Here is a 14,205-nt window from a genome sequence, read left to right as displayed (position 1 = left end):
GACTCTATTCGCAGATCGTCCACCATGCAGATTGCTCTCGCCCCGATGGAGGGGCTCGTCGACGCGCCGATGCGCGAACTGATCACCGATATGGGCGGGGTCGACTGGTGCGTGACCGAGTTTGTCCGCGTGACCGATTCCGCGCTACCGTGGCCGACCTTCCGCCGGCTGGCGCCCGAGCATGCCGGTGACTGGCGTACCCGGGCCGGTGTGCCGGTGCGGCTGCAACTGCTGGGCTCGGACCCGGAGCGGCTGGCGGAAAACGCCTTGCGGGCGGTGTCGCTCGGGGCGCCGGTCATTGACCTGAACTTCGGCTGTCCGGCGCCGACGGTCAACAAGCACCGGGGCGGGGCGGCGTTGCTGCAGGAGCCGGCGCTGATGCAGCGCATCGTCGGCACGGTACGGCAGGCGCTGCCGGCCAACGTGCCGCTGACGGCCAAGATGCGGCTCGGCTTCGCCGATACCTCACTGACCTTCGACTGCGCACAGGCGCTGGAAGACGGCGGAGCGGCAGCGATCACGGTCCATGCCCGCACCAAGCTTGACGGCTACCGTCCGCCGGCGCACTGGGAATGGATTGCGCGGATCCGCGAGCGGGTATCGGTACCGGTGATTGCCAATGGCGAAGTGTGGACGGTTGACGACTGGCGGCGTATCCGCGCCGTCAGCGGCTGCGAGGACGTGATGATCGGGCGCGGGCTGGTGGCCCGGCCGGACCTGGCGCGGCAGATCCGCGCGGCGGCGAATGGTGAGGCGGTCGAGCCCTTGCCGTGGGCGGACATGCTGGTGCGGATCGCCGCCTTTGCCGAGCGGCTGTATGCGGCCGATCCCGATGGCCAGTACCTGCCGGCCCGGCTGAAGCAGTGGCTGAAACTGCTGCGACTGCCGAGCGGCTGGCCGGATGAAGCCGGCCGTCTGTTCGATGACATCCGGCCGCTGAAGACGGCGGCCGCCTGCCGGCAGTGGCTGGCCGCGGCGACCGCCGGGCGCTGAACGGCGCCCGGCGCAAGGCCGTCAGTCGGTGCCGTGCCTGGCGGCCACGGCCTGCCTGACCTGGTCGAGGCCGGTCGGGTCATCCAGCGTGGTCAGATCGCCCGGATCGCGGCCCTCGGCAATGGCCTGGATCGAGCGGCGCAGCACCTTGCCGGAGCGGGTCTTCGGCAACTGGGTGACGAACATCACGTCGGACGGATTGGCGATGGCGCCCAGCTCCCGGCCGACCATGGCGATCACGTCGCGCGCCAGTGCCTCGCGCTGGGCATCGTCGTGGATCAGCGACGGGTCCTTCAGCACGGCGAACGCTACCGGCACCTGACCCTTGAGTGCGTCGGCAACGCCGACCACGGCCACTTCGGCAATGGCGCTGTGATTGCTGGCCGCTTCCTCGATCTCGCGGGTGCCTAGGCGGTGGCCGGCGACGTTGATCACGTCATCGGTGCGGCCAAGCACATAGAAATAGCCGTCTTCGTCCTGGGTGCCCCAGTCGAAGCTCGAATACGCCAGCGTGCCGCCGAAGCTGTGGAAATAAGTGTTCACATAGCGTTCGTCCTGCTGCCAGATCGTGCTCAGACAGCCGGGCGGCAGAGGCGGCAGCACGGCAATCACGCCTTTCTCGCCGCGAGCAACCGGCTGGCCGGTGACTTCATTCAGCAACTGCACGTTGTAGCCGTAGACGGGGAAGCTCGGGCTGCCGTTCTTCAGCGGCGTCTTCTCGATGCCCGGCATGGCGGACAGCATCGGCCAGCCGGTTTCGGTCTGCCAGTAGTTGTCGACCACCGGCACGCCGAGTTCGGCCGTGATCCAGTCCGCGGTCGGCTGATCGAGCGGCTCGCCGGCCATGAACAGGTAGCGCAGCGAGGACAGGTCGTATTTTTTCAGCCAGGCCGGGTCCTGCTTTTTCAGCGCGCGCAGCGCGGTCGGCGCCGAGAACATCACGCTGACGTGGTACTTCTCGACGATGGACCACCAGACGCCCGGGTCGGGACGGGTTGGCAGGCCTTCGTAGACGATGGTGGTCATGCCGCGCAGCAACGGCGCGTAGACGATATACGAGTGGCCGACCACCCAGCCGATGTCCGAGGTGCAGAAGAAGGTTTCGCCCGGCGCGCCGCAGTAGATGTTTTCCATCGACGCTGCCAGCGCGACGGCGTAGCCGCCGGTGTCGCGCTGGACGCCCTTCGGCTTGCCGGTGGTGCCGGAGGTGTACAGGATGTAGCTCGGATGATTCGATTCGACCCATTCGCACGGGACTTCGGTCTGCTCCAGCCGACCCAGCAGGGTGGCGTAGATCAGGTCGCGGCACTGGGTGATCGGCATGTCGGGGTCCAGCCCGCGCTCGACGATGACCACGTGCTCGGGCTTGTGCCCGGCCAGATCGATGGCGGCATCGACCAGCGGTTTGTACGGGATGTGCTTGCCACCGCGCATGCCGGCGTCGGCGGTGAAAATGACCTTCGGCTGCGCATCATCGATGCGTGTCGCCAGGCTGGCCGAAGCAAAACCGCCGAAGACTACCGAATGGATGGCGCCGAGACGGACGGTCGCCAGCATGGCGAAGATCGCTTCCGGGATCATCGGCATGTAGATCAGCACGCGGTCGCCCTTGCTGACGCCGAGCTTGCTCAGCACGGCGGCACAACGGTTCACTTCCCGGTGCAGTTCGGCGTAGCTGTACTGGCGCTCGGCGCCGGTCTCGGTCGAGATATGGATCAGCGCTGCCTGGTCGCCCCGTTCGGCCAGATGGCGGTCGACCGCGTTGTGGCACAGATTGGTGGTGCCATCGACGAACCAGCGCCGGAACGGCGGCTGGCTGTCGTCGAGTACCTGCCGGTACGGCGTGTGCCAGTCGATACGGCGTGCCTGCTCGTCCCAGAAGGCATCCGGCGACTCGATGGACCGGCGGTGAAACGCTTGCAGCGTGTGACTCATAGATTTCTCCTCCATGCGGTGTTCTGGCGACCCGTCGTGGCCGCGCATCGGCGCGGACAAAATTCAAGCAACTGCTAGGTAGGTAAACGGTACCCGCTTGCCGCTTGTAGGGCAACTGGACAGGATGGATGGCGAAAGCGGAAAACCGGCGTCAGGGTGCCGGTTGCAGGATGAATGCACGGAAATTTCCCGATTTGCACCGTCGCCGGGATGTCATACAAATCAATAATGGCGGTTTGTGTTGAATTGGCCCGTCACTGGCTCCATGTCAAAGTTTGTGGTCCGCGCCGGCAACGGCGTACTATTCAGGCGTCATGCATTGTTGCCACGAGGAGGAAAAATGGCCTTGCACTCGATACTCAAGATGGGGGAACCCGGCCTGCTGGCGAGGGCGGAACCGGTCACGGCATTCAATACGCCGGAGCTCGAACTGCTGGTCGCCGATTTGTGGGAGACCATGCACAGTCGCTCGGGCGCCGGTCTCGCGGCACCGCAGATCGGCGTGCCGCTGCAGGCCGTGGTGTTTGGCACCGGCATGCTCAATCCGCGCTATCCGGAGGCCGAGATCGTGCCGCCGACGGTGCTGATCAATCCGACCATCACGCCGATGGGCGCGACGATGGAAGACGGCTGGGAAGGGTGCCTGTCGGTGCCCGGACTGCGCGGGCTGGTGCCGCGCTATGCACAGGTGCGCTACCAGGGCTTCGACCAGCATGGCGGCAGCATCGACCGGACCGTCGACGGTTTTCATGCCCGTCTGGTCCAGCACGAGTGCGATCACCTGTGGGGCTTCCTGTATCCGATGCGGATGAAGGACATGGCGCAGTTCGGTTTTGTCGACACGCTGTTCCCGCAGATTGCCGACGCAGAAACCGATATCGACTGAGGCAGCGCAGCCGGATGGCATGGTAAGGTCGCGTTTTCCCCGGGTGCCTCCATGCCGCAATCCAGCCAGCGACACTTCCTGTTCCTTCACTTTTCCGTACTGCTGTTCGGCGCGTCCGGTCTGTTCGGCAAGCTGATCGTCGGCGGCGCGACGCTGACCGTGTTCGGCCGGACGTCGTTCGCCGCGGTGGCCCTGCTGCTGTTCGCCGTGCTGACCCGGCGCAGCCTGCGCGTCGATGCCCGCAGCGCCGGCGGGCTGGCGCTGTGCGGCGTGCTGCTGGCCGTGCACTGGTGGACCTTCTTCCATGCGATTGCCGTGTCCAGCGTCGCCATCGGCCTGCTCGGCTTCGCGTCCTTCCCGCTGTTTGTCGCCGGGCTGGAGTCCTGGCTGGACCGGCGACCGCTGCCGCCGGCCGAGCGCTGGATGGTGGCCCTGGTCACGCTGGGGCTGGTGCTGGTCACGCCATCGTTCGACTGGCGCGACCAGGCGACCCAGGGCCTGGCCTGGGCGATCCTGTCCGGCGCGCTGTTCGCGCTGCTGGCCATCGCCAACCGCCGGCTGTCGCAACTGGGTGCGGTACGGGTGGCGCTGTGGCAGAACGGGGTGGCCGCGCTGATGCTGGCACCGCTGGGCCTGCCGGTGCTGCTGGCGGCATCGCCGGATCAGTGGCTGATCGTGGCCGTGCTCGGGGTGGTGTTCACGGCGCTGGCGCACTGCCTGTTCATCGCCAGCCTGCAGACGGTGCCGGCGCGTACCGCTGCCGTCATTGCCGCGCTGGAACCGGTCTACGGCATTGCGCTGGCCTGGCTGCTGTTCAGCGAGATCCCCGGCCTGCGCATGCTGGCCGGCGGTGCCGTGATTCTGGCGGTGACGACCTGGGTCACGCTGCGGCGCGCCGACTGACGCGCCGGCCGGACGTCACACCTGCAGGATGTCGAGCAGTTCGCCCTCGATGGCCAGCGAGGTGCGCGGGTCCTTCAGCGCGGCGCCGGTCAGCAGGAACGAGTCCTCGACCCGGCTGCCCAGCGTCATGATCTTGGCCGAGTGGACTGCAATCTGGTAGTGGGCCAGCACGCAGGCGATGTTTGCCAGCAGGCCGCGCCGGTCGCCGGCGACGATGGACAGCACATGGAAGTCGTTGCGGTCGTCGGAGCGGATGCTGACCTGCGGCGTGATCGGGAAGAATTTCAGATGGCGGTCGATGCGGCCGGTGCGCGGCGGACAGATCGCATCCTGCCGCGCCAGCGTGGCCGCCAGCTCGAACTCGATGAAGTTGATCATGTCGCGGTAGGCTTCGTCGCAGTGCTCGGGCACGAACACATGGAAGGTGTCCAGCGCGTAGCCATTGGTCGTGGTGTAGACCTTGGCGTCAGCGATGCTGTAGGTCGTATTGCCGAAGAAACTGCAGATGCGCGCAAACAGGTCCGGCTGGTCGGGCAGGTAGACCAGCACCTTGATGCCTTCGCGGCTGGTCGACAGCCGGGCCCGCACGACCGGTTCGCGCGTGTCGGTGATCCGGTTCAGCACCCGTGCGTGCCAGGCGATGTCGCGCGGCTCGTGGCGCATGAAGTACACATCGTCAAGATGGCGCCAGAGTTTTTCTTCCACGCCTTCCGGTACGGCGGCCAGCCGCAGCAGGGCGCGTGCCTCGTCCATGCGCTCGCCGAGCAGGGTGCGGACGTCAAAATCGTCGGCACTGCGCAGGATGCGCAGCGTGGCGTGGTACAGGTCCTCCAGCAGCTTGGCCTTCCACGCGTTCCAGACCTTCGGGCTGGTGCCGCGGATATCGGCGACGGTCAGCAGGTAAAGCGCGGCCAGCCGGCGCGGCGTGCCGACGAAGGCGGCAAAGCGCACCACGGTGTCCGGGTCGTAGATGTCTTCCTTCTGGGCGACGGCGGACATGGTCAGGTGCTCGCGCACCAGCCAGACCACCAGCGCGGTCTGCTCGTCGTCGAGCCCGTGCTCGATACAGAACTCGCGTGCGTCGGCGGTGCCGAGCTGTGAGTGGTCGCCGCCGCGTCCCTTGGCAATGTCATGAAACAGGCCGGCCAGGTACAGCAGGTCAGGCTGGTCGAACTTGCCGATGATCTGGCTCTGCAGCGGATATTCGTGGTTGAAGGCCGGCACGGCGAAGCGGCGCAGGTTGCGCACCACCATCAGGATGTGTTCGTCGACGGTATAGACGTGGAACAGGTCGTGCTGCATCTGGCCGGTGATGCGGCCGAAGGCCGGAATATAGCGGCCGAGCACGCCATACAGGTGCATGCGCCGCAGGGCGCGGGTCACGCCGCTCGGTTCGCGCAGCAGGGTCATGAACAGGGCGTGATTGGCCGGGTCGCGGCGGAAGCGGTCGTTGATCCTGCCGCGCGCATGCCACAGCGCGCGCAGCGTGCGCGGCGCCAGACCGGTCAGTTCCGGATTGCGTGCCAGCAGGATGAAAGCTTCGAAGATGGCGGACGGGTTGTGCTCGAATTCGTCGAAGTCGCGCAGCGCCAGCATGTCGTTGACGGCCTTGAAGCGCTCGTTGACCGGGCGGCTCAGATACGGCGTCTGCGAATACAGCCGGGTGCGGAAGTTCGGCAGCAGGATGCCGTTGAGCTGGATGATGGTGCGCGCAGCCCGATAGTAAATCTGCATCAGCTGCTCGCTGGCGCGCTGCGCCGGCGTGTCGACCAGCCCCCATTCTGCGGCAGCCTGCTGCTGCAGGTCGAAGACCAGCCGGTCTTCACGCCGGTTGGCGATCAGGTGCAGGTCGAGGCGGATGCGTGCCAGCTGCCGCTCGGCATGGCGGATCAGCCGGCTTTCGGCCCGGGTCAGGATGGCGCGCTTGGCCAGCGCATTCCAGTTGTCGCCAAGACCGAGCGCATGGCCGATCCACAGGATGGTCTGGATGTCGCGCAGACCGCCGGGGCTTTCCTTGACGTTGGGCTCGAGGTTGTTGGCGACGCCGAACGACTTGTTGTGCCGCTGCTGCTGCTCCAGCAGCTTGGCCTCGAAGAATGCCACCGGGTCCAGCCGCCGCTCCAGCGCGGCCAGCAGCCGGGCGTGCAGCGCATCCGGGCCGGCAATCAGCCGCTGTTCGAGCAGCGTGGTCTCGACGGTGACGTCGCGACCGGCCTCCTCCAGGCACTGGTCGATGGTGCGCACGCTGTGGCCGACCTCCAGCCCCAGGTCCCAGAACGCGCTGATGGTGTCTTCCAGCCTGGATTCGAGTGCGGCGACCGGCTCGTCCGGCAGCAGGATCAGCAGGTCGATGTCCGAGTGCGGATACAGCTCGCCGCGACCGTAGCCGCCGACGGCGATGACCGCCACTTCGGCTTCCAGCCCCTGCGCCTGCCAGACCCGGGCAATGATGCCGTCGATCAGCCCGGCATGGGCGGCGAGGGCAGGGAACGGTTGTCGCGCGTCGCGGTAATGGGCCCACAGTGCCGCGCGGTGCGCGATCAGTTCATCACGAAGTTCCGGAAACGGCAGGGCGGGCGCATTCATGTCAGCGTTTCTCCTGGCGGATCAGGAACCAGCCGCCACCGAGCAGGAAGATCAGGGTCGGCGCCAGCGTGACCAGCGGCGGCGACCAGCCGTACAGCAGCCCGAGGTGGCCGCACAGGCGGTTGAAGAAGTAGAACGCCAGCCCGATCAGGATGCCGGTGAAAATGCGCATGCCGAGGCTGGCATGGCGCTGGCTGACCGGGGTGAAGGCCAGGGCCACCAGGGCCATGGTCAGACAGGCGAGCGGATAGAACAGCTTGCTCCACAGTGCGATTTCATAACGCGTGGTGCTCTGCTTGTTGGTCTTCAGGTGCTCGATGTAGCGCGACAGCGCCGCGGCCGACATCCGTTCCGGCACCACTAGCAGGGTGGACAGGATTTCCGGCTGCAGGATGGACTCCCAGCGCTGGGTCTTCAGGTGCTCGACTTCGGTGTGGTTGCTGAAGATCCGCGTGCGCTGCACGTCCTCGAGCTGCCAGGACCCGTTGACCTGGTACAGCCCGCGGCGCGCATAGCGCTCGTCGGTCAGCCGCAGGTCCTTGTCGTAGGTGTAGATGCGGATGCCGAGCAGCGTGTTGTCCGGCAGCATCTCGCCGACGTTGATGAAGTGGTTGTCATCCTTGATCCACAAACCGGAGTGGAAGTCCTGCGCCACCGCCGAATTGGTGGCCTGCAGCCGCGTGCGTTCGCCGGCCTGCTCGGCCAGCGGGGCGATATACTCGCCGAGCAGCATGGTCACGGCGGCGAACACCAGACCGATACAGGCCAGGGTGCGGGCCAGCTGGCCGAGTGACAGGCCGGATGCGCGCATGACGGCGTATTCGGAGGTGCCGGACAGCAGACTCATGGCGACCATGGTGCCGATCAGCACCGCCAGCGGCATCAGCTCGAAGGCATGGCGCGGGACCTTGAATGCCACCACCATCAGTGCGGCGCGGAAGGTGTAGCCGTTATGGCCGACCTCGGACACTTCGCCCAGCACGTCGAAGAAGGCAAACAGCGACAGCAGCGCCAGCAGGGCGAAGAACGACACCATGATGACGTTGCCGGAAATGTAACGGGTCAGGATTTTCATGCGCGGCTCCCGCCCAGGCTGCGCAGCCAGAGCTTCAGCGGCTTGCGGCGCCACAGCATCAGCAGCACGAATACGCCGGCCATCAGCAGATGCAGCAGGGCCAGTGCCCAGTAGGACGAGAGCACGCCCTTGGCGATCCAGCTCTGTATCAGGCTGATCAGGTTGTAGTAGAGCTGGTACACGAACAGGGCAATCAGCAGGTTGAAGGTATGGCCGCTGCGCGGATTGTAGTACGACAGCGGGATGGCGATCAGCGCCAGGATCAGCGAGGCAATCGGCAGCGAGATGCGCCAGGCCAGCTCGGCCTTGTCCTCGCTGCGGTCGCTGCCGACCAGTCGGGACATGTCGGCGGTCTTGGTGCGCGAATCCTCGTTGCTGCGGATGTTCTGGGTGATCTTGACCCGGTAGCGGTCGAACTCGACCACGCGCCAGTCGGCATGACCGGCCTCGCCCTCATAGCGGCGGCCGCTCTTCAGGTGCAGGTAGCGCTCGCCGTTGGGCTCGGTGCGCACGGTGCCCTCGCGGGCGAAGACGATGCTGGTCTTGCCGTCGGTCACGCTGCGCACAAAGATGTTGTAGGCCGCGCCGGCCTCGCCGGAATAATTTTCGACGAAGTAGACCTTGTCGCCGCTGCGCGATTCCTTGAATACGCCCGGGGCCAGTGCGCTGACTTCCTCGCGCTGGCGCAGCACGTCCGAATACTCGCTGCCCTTGCGCGCCGCCCATGGTCCCAGATACAGGCTGACGATGGTGATCAGGATGGTCAGCGGCACGGAGAAGGCCAGAATCGGCTGTATCCAGCGATTCGGCGACAGGCCGGAGGTCAGCCAGACCGCCATCTCGTGATCGCGCCAGGTGCGGGTCAGCACGACCAGCACCGAAATGAACAGGGTGATCGACAGCAGGGTGCCGAAATAGCTCAGCGTGGAGAAGGCGATCATCGCAACGATCGCGTCGGTGGGCAGCACGCCCGCCGCGGCCTTGTCGAACAGCTTGACGACCTGCGTCACCGTCATGATGGCGAGCAGGACACTAAACACGGCGAAGGCCACAGCGGTAAGTTCGCGTAACACGCTGCGGTAAAAAATCATGGCTGCTGGCCTTTTTGACTTTTTGCGGAAAAGATGGAGATAATCGAAATGAAACGAAAAATTTACAATTTTTGAAATTTTCGCGCTGGTCGGCTAGGTTTAACCGATATCGGCAACCGGAACGAAACGCTGACGCCGTCAGTCTTTCCGACCATTCCGACCCGCCAGGCGTACGCCGCCCTTCAGGAGACTGACGATGGAATTTAGCATAAAAAGCGGTAGCCCGGAAAAGCAGCGCGTCGCCTGCGTGCTGGTCGGGGTGTTCGAGTCCCGCAAGCTGACTTTCGCTGCGGATCTGCTCGACCGCATTTCCAACGGCTTCCTGTCCGACGTGCTCAAGCGCGGCGACATGGACGGCAAGCTGGGCACCACGCTGGTGCTGCACAATGTGCCGCACACGCTGTGCGACCGGGTGATGCTGGTCGGGCTGGGGCGCGAGCGCGACTTCCGCGAAAAGGAATACCGCGAGGCGGTGCGCAGCTCGGTCCGGGCACTGGCGCAGACCGCGGCGGTCGAGGCGGTCAGCTATCTGACCGAACTGACGCTGAAAAAGCGTGATGTCGAATGGATGATCGAGCAGGCGACCGTCGCCACGCTCGACGTGCTGTACAAGTTCGAGCAGTACAAGAGCCGCAAGCCGGACGAGACGCCGCAGCGCGAACGCGAACTGCGCAAGCTGGTGCTGTCGGTTCCGCGCCGCAGCGACCTCGCCGATGGCGAGAAGGGGCTGGTGCAGGGGCAGGCGATCGGCGCCGGCATCAGGCTGGCGCGCGATCTCGGCAATACCCCGGGCAATGTCTGCACTCCGACCTGGCTGGCCGAGCAGGCGCGGGTGGCGGTCGAGGCCGCCGGCGGGTTGTGCCAGGTGCTGGAACAGGACGACATCGCCGCGCTCGGCATGGGCGCCTTCCTCGCCGTGGCCCGAGGCAGCGCCGAACCGCCGCGCTTCATCATCCTCCAGCACCGGGGCGGGGACGAACACGACCGGCCGGTGGTACTGGTCGGCAAGGGTGTCACTTTCGACTCCGGCGGCATCTCGCTGAAGCCGGGCGAGAGCATGGACGAGATGAAGTACGACATGATGGGCGCCGGTACCGTGATTGGTGCTTTTGTCGCCGCCGCGCGGATGAAGCTGCCGATCAATATCGTTGCGCTGGTGCCGACCTGCGAAAACATGCCGGCCGGCAATGCATGCAAGCCGGGTGACATAGTCACCAGCCTGTCCGGCCAGACCATCGAGATTCTCAATACCGACGCCGAAGGCCGGCTGATCCTGTGCGATGCGCTGACCTATGCCGCCCGCTTCGAGCCGGAAGTGATCGTCGACGTCGCCACGCTGACCGGCGCCTGCATCATCGCGCTGGGCCATGTCGCTACCGGGCTGTTCTCCAACCAGGACTCGCTGGCGCGCGACCTGATCGCCGCCGGCGACGAGGTCGGTGACCGCGCCTGGCACATGCCGCTGTGGGAGGACTACCAGGAGCAGCTGAAGAGCCCGTTCGCCGACATGGCCAATATCGGCGGCCGGCCGGCCGGGTCGGTCACCGCCGCCTGCTTCCTGTCCCGCTTCGTCAAGCCGTACGACTGGGCGCACCTGGACATTGCCGGCACCGCCTGGAAGAGCGGCAAGGAAAAGGGGGCGACCGGCCGTCCGGTGTCGCTGCTGGCCCAGTTCCTGCGCGATCGCGCCGACCTGGCCACCGGCCAGACCGTGCGTCGCGGTCGCCCGCGCCGTGATCCGGTCGAAGTGGTCAGTGACGATGACGCAGATTGATTTCTACCACCACGTCGCCGACCCGGCAGGGTTTGCCTGCCGGCTGGCGGCGACGGTGATCCGGCATGGCGAGCGGCTGACCGTGCTGCTGGCCGACGAGGCGGCGCTGGCCGGGTTCGATACCCGGCTGTGGAGTTTCCCGCCGCAGGGCTTCGTCCCCCACGTCCGGCTCGACGATCCGCTGGCGGCGGAAACCCCGGTGCTGCTGACCACCGCGCTGCCGGCGACGCCGGTCACCGGCGTACTGCTGAACCTGTCGCTCGGCGAGCCGGCCAATTTCACCGCCTACCCGCGCATTCTGGAGATCGTCGGCGAGGACGACGCGCAGCTGGCGCGCGCGCGCGACGTGGCCCGGGCCTACAAGCGGGCCGGGCTGGACACCACTTATCACGACATGGCAGGACGCTAGCCGGCTGCCGTGCACATCACGGAACCCCCCGATGGGCTATCGACTGAGCAAGATCACTACCCGCACCGGCGACGGTGGCACTACCGGCCTCGGCGACGGTCGTCGCGTGGCCAAGGACGATGCACGCATTCATGCGCTGGGTGATGTCGACGAACTGAACAGCCAGATCGGCGTACTGCTGGCCGGCGAAGGCGTACCGGACGAGGTGCGCGGCTGGCTGCTGACCATCCAGCACGATCTGTTCGATTGCGGCGGCGAACTGGCCGTGCCCGGGCATGTCGCCATCAAGCCGGTGCATATCGCGCGGCTGGAAGCGATGACCGCGCAGATGAATGCCGATCTGGCGCCGCTGAAGGAATTCATCCTGCCCGGTGGCAGCCTGGCGGCGGCACAGACCCATGTGGCCCGCGCCGTGGCGCGCCGTGCCGAACGCACGCTGGTATCGCTGGCGACGTTCGAGACGCTGTCGCCGGATCTGCAGCCATACCTGAACCGGCTGTCGGACACGCTGTTCGTCATGGCGCGCTATCTGAACCGGTACGCTGGCGGCAGCGACGTGCTGTGGCAGCCGGGACGCGACGCCGCGCCCGGCGAGACCGCGCCGTGATCCGGCCGTGACCCCGCCCGCCGCCCGGCTTGCCGGCCTGTTGCTGGTCGTCGCCAGTCTGGCGGCGTCGGCGGCGGGCACGCTGGCTGGCCGGGTGGTGGACGTGATCGACGGCGACACACTGACGCTGCAGCGTCCCGGGCACCCGCCATTGCGGATACGGCTGGCCTTTGTCGATGCCCCGGAACGCGGGCAGGCCCACTGGCGTCAGGCGCGTGACGGACTGGCCGAACGCGTGCTCGGTCGACGGGTGCAGGTGCGGCCACTGAGCGGTGACCGCTACGGCCGGGTCCTCGGTCAGGTCTGGCTGGCCCGGTCCGACATCAATTGCGCGCTGCTTGGCGCCGGGCTGGCCTGGCACGATGTGCATCACGCGCAGCGCATACAGGGCGGCGCCAGCTTTGCCCGCTACCAGTCCGCGCAACACTACGCGCGCAGCCATCGCCTCGGCCTGTGGCGGCAGTCCCGCCCGCAGGCGCCGTGGCGTTATCGGCAGCGGCGGGGGCGGTGATTGCAAGGCAATTTGCCATAAGCCGGTTATTGATTCACGCTGCCCCGTTCCCCCTTTTTGCCGCCCACCGTCCGTCCCGACAATCTCAGCGCATTGCCGACCACCAGCAGCGAACTCAGCGCCATGCCGAGGCTGGCGATCCACGGCGTGATCCAGCCGCCGATGGCCAGCGGCAGCGCAACCAGGTTGTAACCGACCGCCCAGACCAGATTCTGGCGGATGATGCGCCGGGTGCGGCGGGCGATGCCGAGTGCATCAACCAGCGGCGACAGGCCGTTGCCGACCAGCACCAGATCTCCGCTGAGACGGGCGACGTCGGTGCCGCTGCCCATGGCAGCGCTCACATCGGCGCGGGCCAGCACCGGGGCGTCGTTGACGCCGTCACCGACCATCAGCACATGGCGTCCCTGCTGCTGCAGTGCCGTCACACAGGCCAGCTTGTCCTCCGGGGTCATGCCGCCACGGGCCTGATCGATGCCCAGCGTGGCCGCCACGGCGGCGGCGGTTTCGGCGCGGTCGCCGCTGGCGAGGTGGGTACGGATGCCGCGCGCGCGCAGCGCGGCGATAACGGCGGCCGCGTCGTCGCGCAGCCGGTCGCCAATGGCGAAGGCGGCGATCCAGCCGCCGGCGTCACCGAGCGCGATCACGCTGTCGTTGCCGCCGAATCCGGCCAGCGCGTCCGGTGCCTCCCCGGCGACGGTGGCGACGAAGGCGGGCTTGCCGAGCCGGTAGCGGTGTCCGGCAAACTCGCCCTCGACCCCCTGACCGGCCACGCTGTGCAGGCCGGTGCAGCGCAGCGGCTCGCCGCCGGCTGCCAGCAGGGCGCGGGCCAGCGGGTGCTCGCTGCCGGCTTCCAGCCCTTGCGCCAGTGCCAGGGCGTCGACGCGGGCATCGAACACGAGCTGGTCCTTCAGCTGCATGTCACCCCAGGTCAGCGTCCCGGTCTTGTCGAAGACCGCATCGGTAATCTGCGCCAGCGATTCCAGCGCCATGCCCCTGGCCAGCAGTACGCCGCGTCCGGCCAGTGTGCCGCTGGCAGCTGTCAGCGCAGCCGGTGTGGCCAGCGACAGGGCGCACGGGCAGGAAATCACCAGCACGGCGACCATGATCCACAGCGCGCGCTCCGGGTCGACCATATACCAGCCGGCATAGGTCAGCACGGCGACCAGCAGCAGGGTGGTGACGAACCACGCCGACACCCGGTCGGCCAGCACCGCCAGCCGGGGCCGTTCGCTCATTGCCTGATCGAGCAGACGGACGATGCCGGCCAGCCGGGTCGACTCGCCGGTATGGGTGGCGCGCAGATACAGCGGGCTGGCGACGTTGACCGAGCCGGCAATCAGCGTGTCGCCGGACTGCTTCGGCTGCGGCAGGCTTTCGCCGGTCAGCAGCGATTCGTCGACACTGGAATGGCCGTCCAGCACCTCGCCGTCGA

12 protein-coding genes are annotated in these 14,205 nt (G+C 66.9%); 7 read left to right on the top strand and 5 right to left on the bottom strand.

The genetic code is table 11. The annotated features are described in order from the left end of the window. The first annotated feature begins 24 nt into the window (after window positions 1-24). A complete protein-coding gene (locus ACYVG8_RS13980; RefSeq protein WP_028498793.1) occupies window positions 25-993 on the top strand; it encodes a tRNA dihydrouridine synthase in 969 nt (322 codons plus the stop codon). 21 nt (window positions 994-1,014) lie between these two features. On the opposite strand, the gene ACYVG8_RS13975 is transcribed toward ACYVG8_RS13980, so the two are convergent. Then, on the bottom strand, window positions 1,015-2,928 hold the full coding sequence (locus tag ACYVG8_RS13975; protein ID WP_460746111.1) for a propionate--CoA ligase: 1,914 nt from the start codon (window positions 2,926-2,928) through the stop codon (window positions 1,015-1,017). Window positions 2,929-3,268: 340 nt separating this feature from the next. Here ACYVG8_RS13975 and ACYVG8_RS13970 point away from each other — a divergent pair, with 340 nt between their 5' ends. Together ACYVG8_RS13970 and ACYVG8_RS13965 are read left to right on the top strand one after the other, a co-directional pair. Further along, complete coding sequence (locus ACYVG8_RS13970) at window positions 3,269-3,814, top strand: peptide deformylase (protein ID WP_460746109.1); 546 nt, start codon at window positions 3,269-3,271, stop codon at window positions 3,812-3,814. 51 nt (window positions 3,815-3,865) lie between these two features. Beyond that, window positions 3,866-4,717 (top strand): DMT family transporter, encoded by an 852-nt coding sequence (locus ACYVG8_RS13965; RefSeq protein ID WP_107889736.1) that lies wholly within the window; start codon window positions 3,866-3,868, stop codon window positions 4,715-4,717. A gap of 15 nt (window positions 4,718-4,732) precedes the next feature. On the opposite strand, the gene ACYVG8_RS13960 is transcribed toward ACYVG8_RS13965, so the two are convergent. Genes ACYVG8_RS13960 through lptF form a run of 3 tightly spaced genes read right to left on the bottom strand, consistent with a single transcriptional unit; the run spans window position 4,733 to window position 9,469 of the window. Beyond that, entirely contained in the window at window positions 4,733-7,303 is a 2,571-nt protein-coding gene (locus ACYVG8_RS13960) for a [protein-PII] uridylyltransferase (RefSeq protein WP_112692393.1), read from the bottom strand. A gap of 1 nt (window position 7,304) precedes the next feature. Further along, entirely contained in the window at window positions 7,305-8,378 is a 1,074-nt protein-coding gene (gene lptG / locus ACYVG8_RS13955; RefSeq protein ID WP_028498789.1) for an LPS export ABC transporter permease LptG, read from the bottom strand. Continuing rightward, entirely contained in the window at window positions 8,375-9,469 is a 1,095-nt protein-coding gene (gene lptF / locus ACYVG8_RS13950; RefSeq protein ID WP_460746108.1) for an LPS export ABC transporter permease LptF, read from the bottom strand. The genes lptG and lptF overlap by 4 nt, the downstream gene beginning before the upstream one ends. Before the next feature lie 196 nt (window positions 9,470-9,665). On the opposite strand from lptF, the gene ACYVG8_RS13945 reads away from it, so the two are divergent. The 4 genes from ACYVG8_RS13945 to ACYVG8_RS13930 are packed head-to-tail and all read left to right on the top strand — an operon-like array spanning window position 9,666 to window position 12,770. Beyond that, window positions 9,666-11,243 (top strand): leucyl aminopeptidase, encoded by a 1,578-nt coding sequence (locus ACYVG8_RS13945; protein WP_028498787.1) that lies wholly within the window; start codon window positions 9,666-9,668, stop codon window positions 11,241-11,243. Then, window positions 11,230-11,652, top strand: coding sequence for a DNA polymerase III subunit chi (locus ACYVG8_RS13940; RefSeq protein ID WP_028498786.1), 423 nt, complete (start codon window positions 11,230-11,232; stop codon window positions 11,650-11,652). Before ACYVG8_RS13945 ends, ACYVG8_RS13940 begins: the two co-directional genes overlap by 14 nt. 31 nt (window positions 11,653-11,683) lie before the next feature. Continuing rightward, window positions 11,684-12,259, top strand: a complete 576-nt coding sequence (locus tag ACYVG8_RS13935; RefSeq protein ID WP_112692394.1) for a cob(I)yrinic acid a,c-diamide adenosyltransferase — start codon at window positions 11,684-11,686, stop codon at window positions 12,257-12,259. Between the two features lie 7 nt (window positions 12,260-12,266). Continuing rightward, a complete protein-coding gene (locus ACYVG8_RS13930; protein WP_107889739.1) occupies window positions 12,267-12,770 on the top strand; it encodes a thermonuclease family protein in 504 nt (167 codons plus the stop codon). Window positions 12,771-12,796: 26 nt separating this feature from the next. Here ACYVG8_RS13930 and ACYVG8_RS13925 read toward each other — a convergent pair. Beyond that, window positions 12,797-14,205 (bottom strand): heavy metal translocating P-type ATPase (locus ACYVG8_RS13925; RefSeq protein WP_460746106.1); only part of this gene is annotated, 1,409 nt, incomplete at its 5' end.

It is taken from the genome of Microvirgula curvata (assembly GCF_054781615.1).
The sequence above is the reverse complement of the archived record's forward strand: the minus strand, read 5'-3'. Positions and strand labels throughout refer to the sequence as shown.

Excerpts from the sequence above, each read along its gene's own strand:
- ACYVG8_RS13965 (WP_107889736.1), top strand. The coding sequence starts at position 3,866 with ATGCCGCAATCCAGCCAGCGACACTTCCTGTTCCTTCACTTTTCCGTA.
- ACYVG8_RS13935 (WP_112692394.1), top strand. The coding sequence starts at position 11,684 with ATGGGCTATCGACTGAGCAAGATCACTACCCGCACCGGCGACGGTGGC.
- ACYVG8_RS13940 (WP_028498786.1), top strand. The coding sequence starts at position 11,230 with ATGACGCAGATTGATTTCTACCACCACGTCGCCGACCCGGCAGGGTTT.
- ACYVG8_RS13975 (WP_460746111.1), bottom strand. The coding sequence starts at position 2,928 with ATGAGTCACACGCTGCAAGCGTTTCACCGCCGGTCCATCGAGTCGCCG.
- ACYVG8_RS13945 (WP_028498787.1), top strand. The coding sequence starts at position 9,666 with ATGGAATTTAGCATAAAAAGCGGTAGCCCGGAAAAGCAGCGCGTCGCC.
- ACYVG8_RS13960 (WP_112692393.1), bottom strand. The coding sequence starts at position 7,303 with ATGAATGCGCCCGCCCTGCCGTTTCCGGAACTTCGTGATGAACTGATC.
- lptF (WP_460746108.1), bottom strand. The coding sequence starts at position 9,469 with ATGATTTTTTACCGCAGCGTGTTACGCGAACTTACCGCTGTGGCCTTC.
- ACYVG8_RS13970 (WP_460746109.1), top strand. The coding sequence starts at position 3,269 with ATGGCCTTGCACTCGATACTCAAGATGGGGGAACCCGGCCTGCTGGCG.
- lptG (WP_028498789.1), bottom strand. The coding sequence starts at position 8,378 with ATGAAAATCCTGACCCGTTACATTTCCGGCAACGTCATCATGGTGTCG.
- ACYVG8_RS13980 (WP_028498793.1), top strand. The coding sequence starts at position 25 with ATGCAGATTGCTCTCGCCCCGATGGAGGGGCTCGTCGACGCGCCGATG.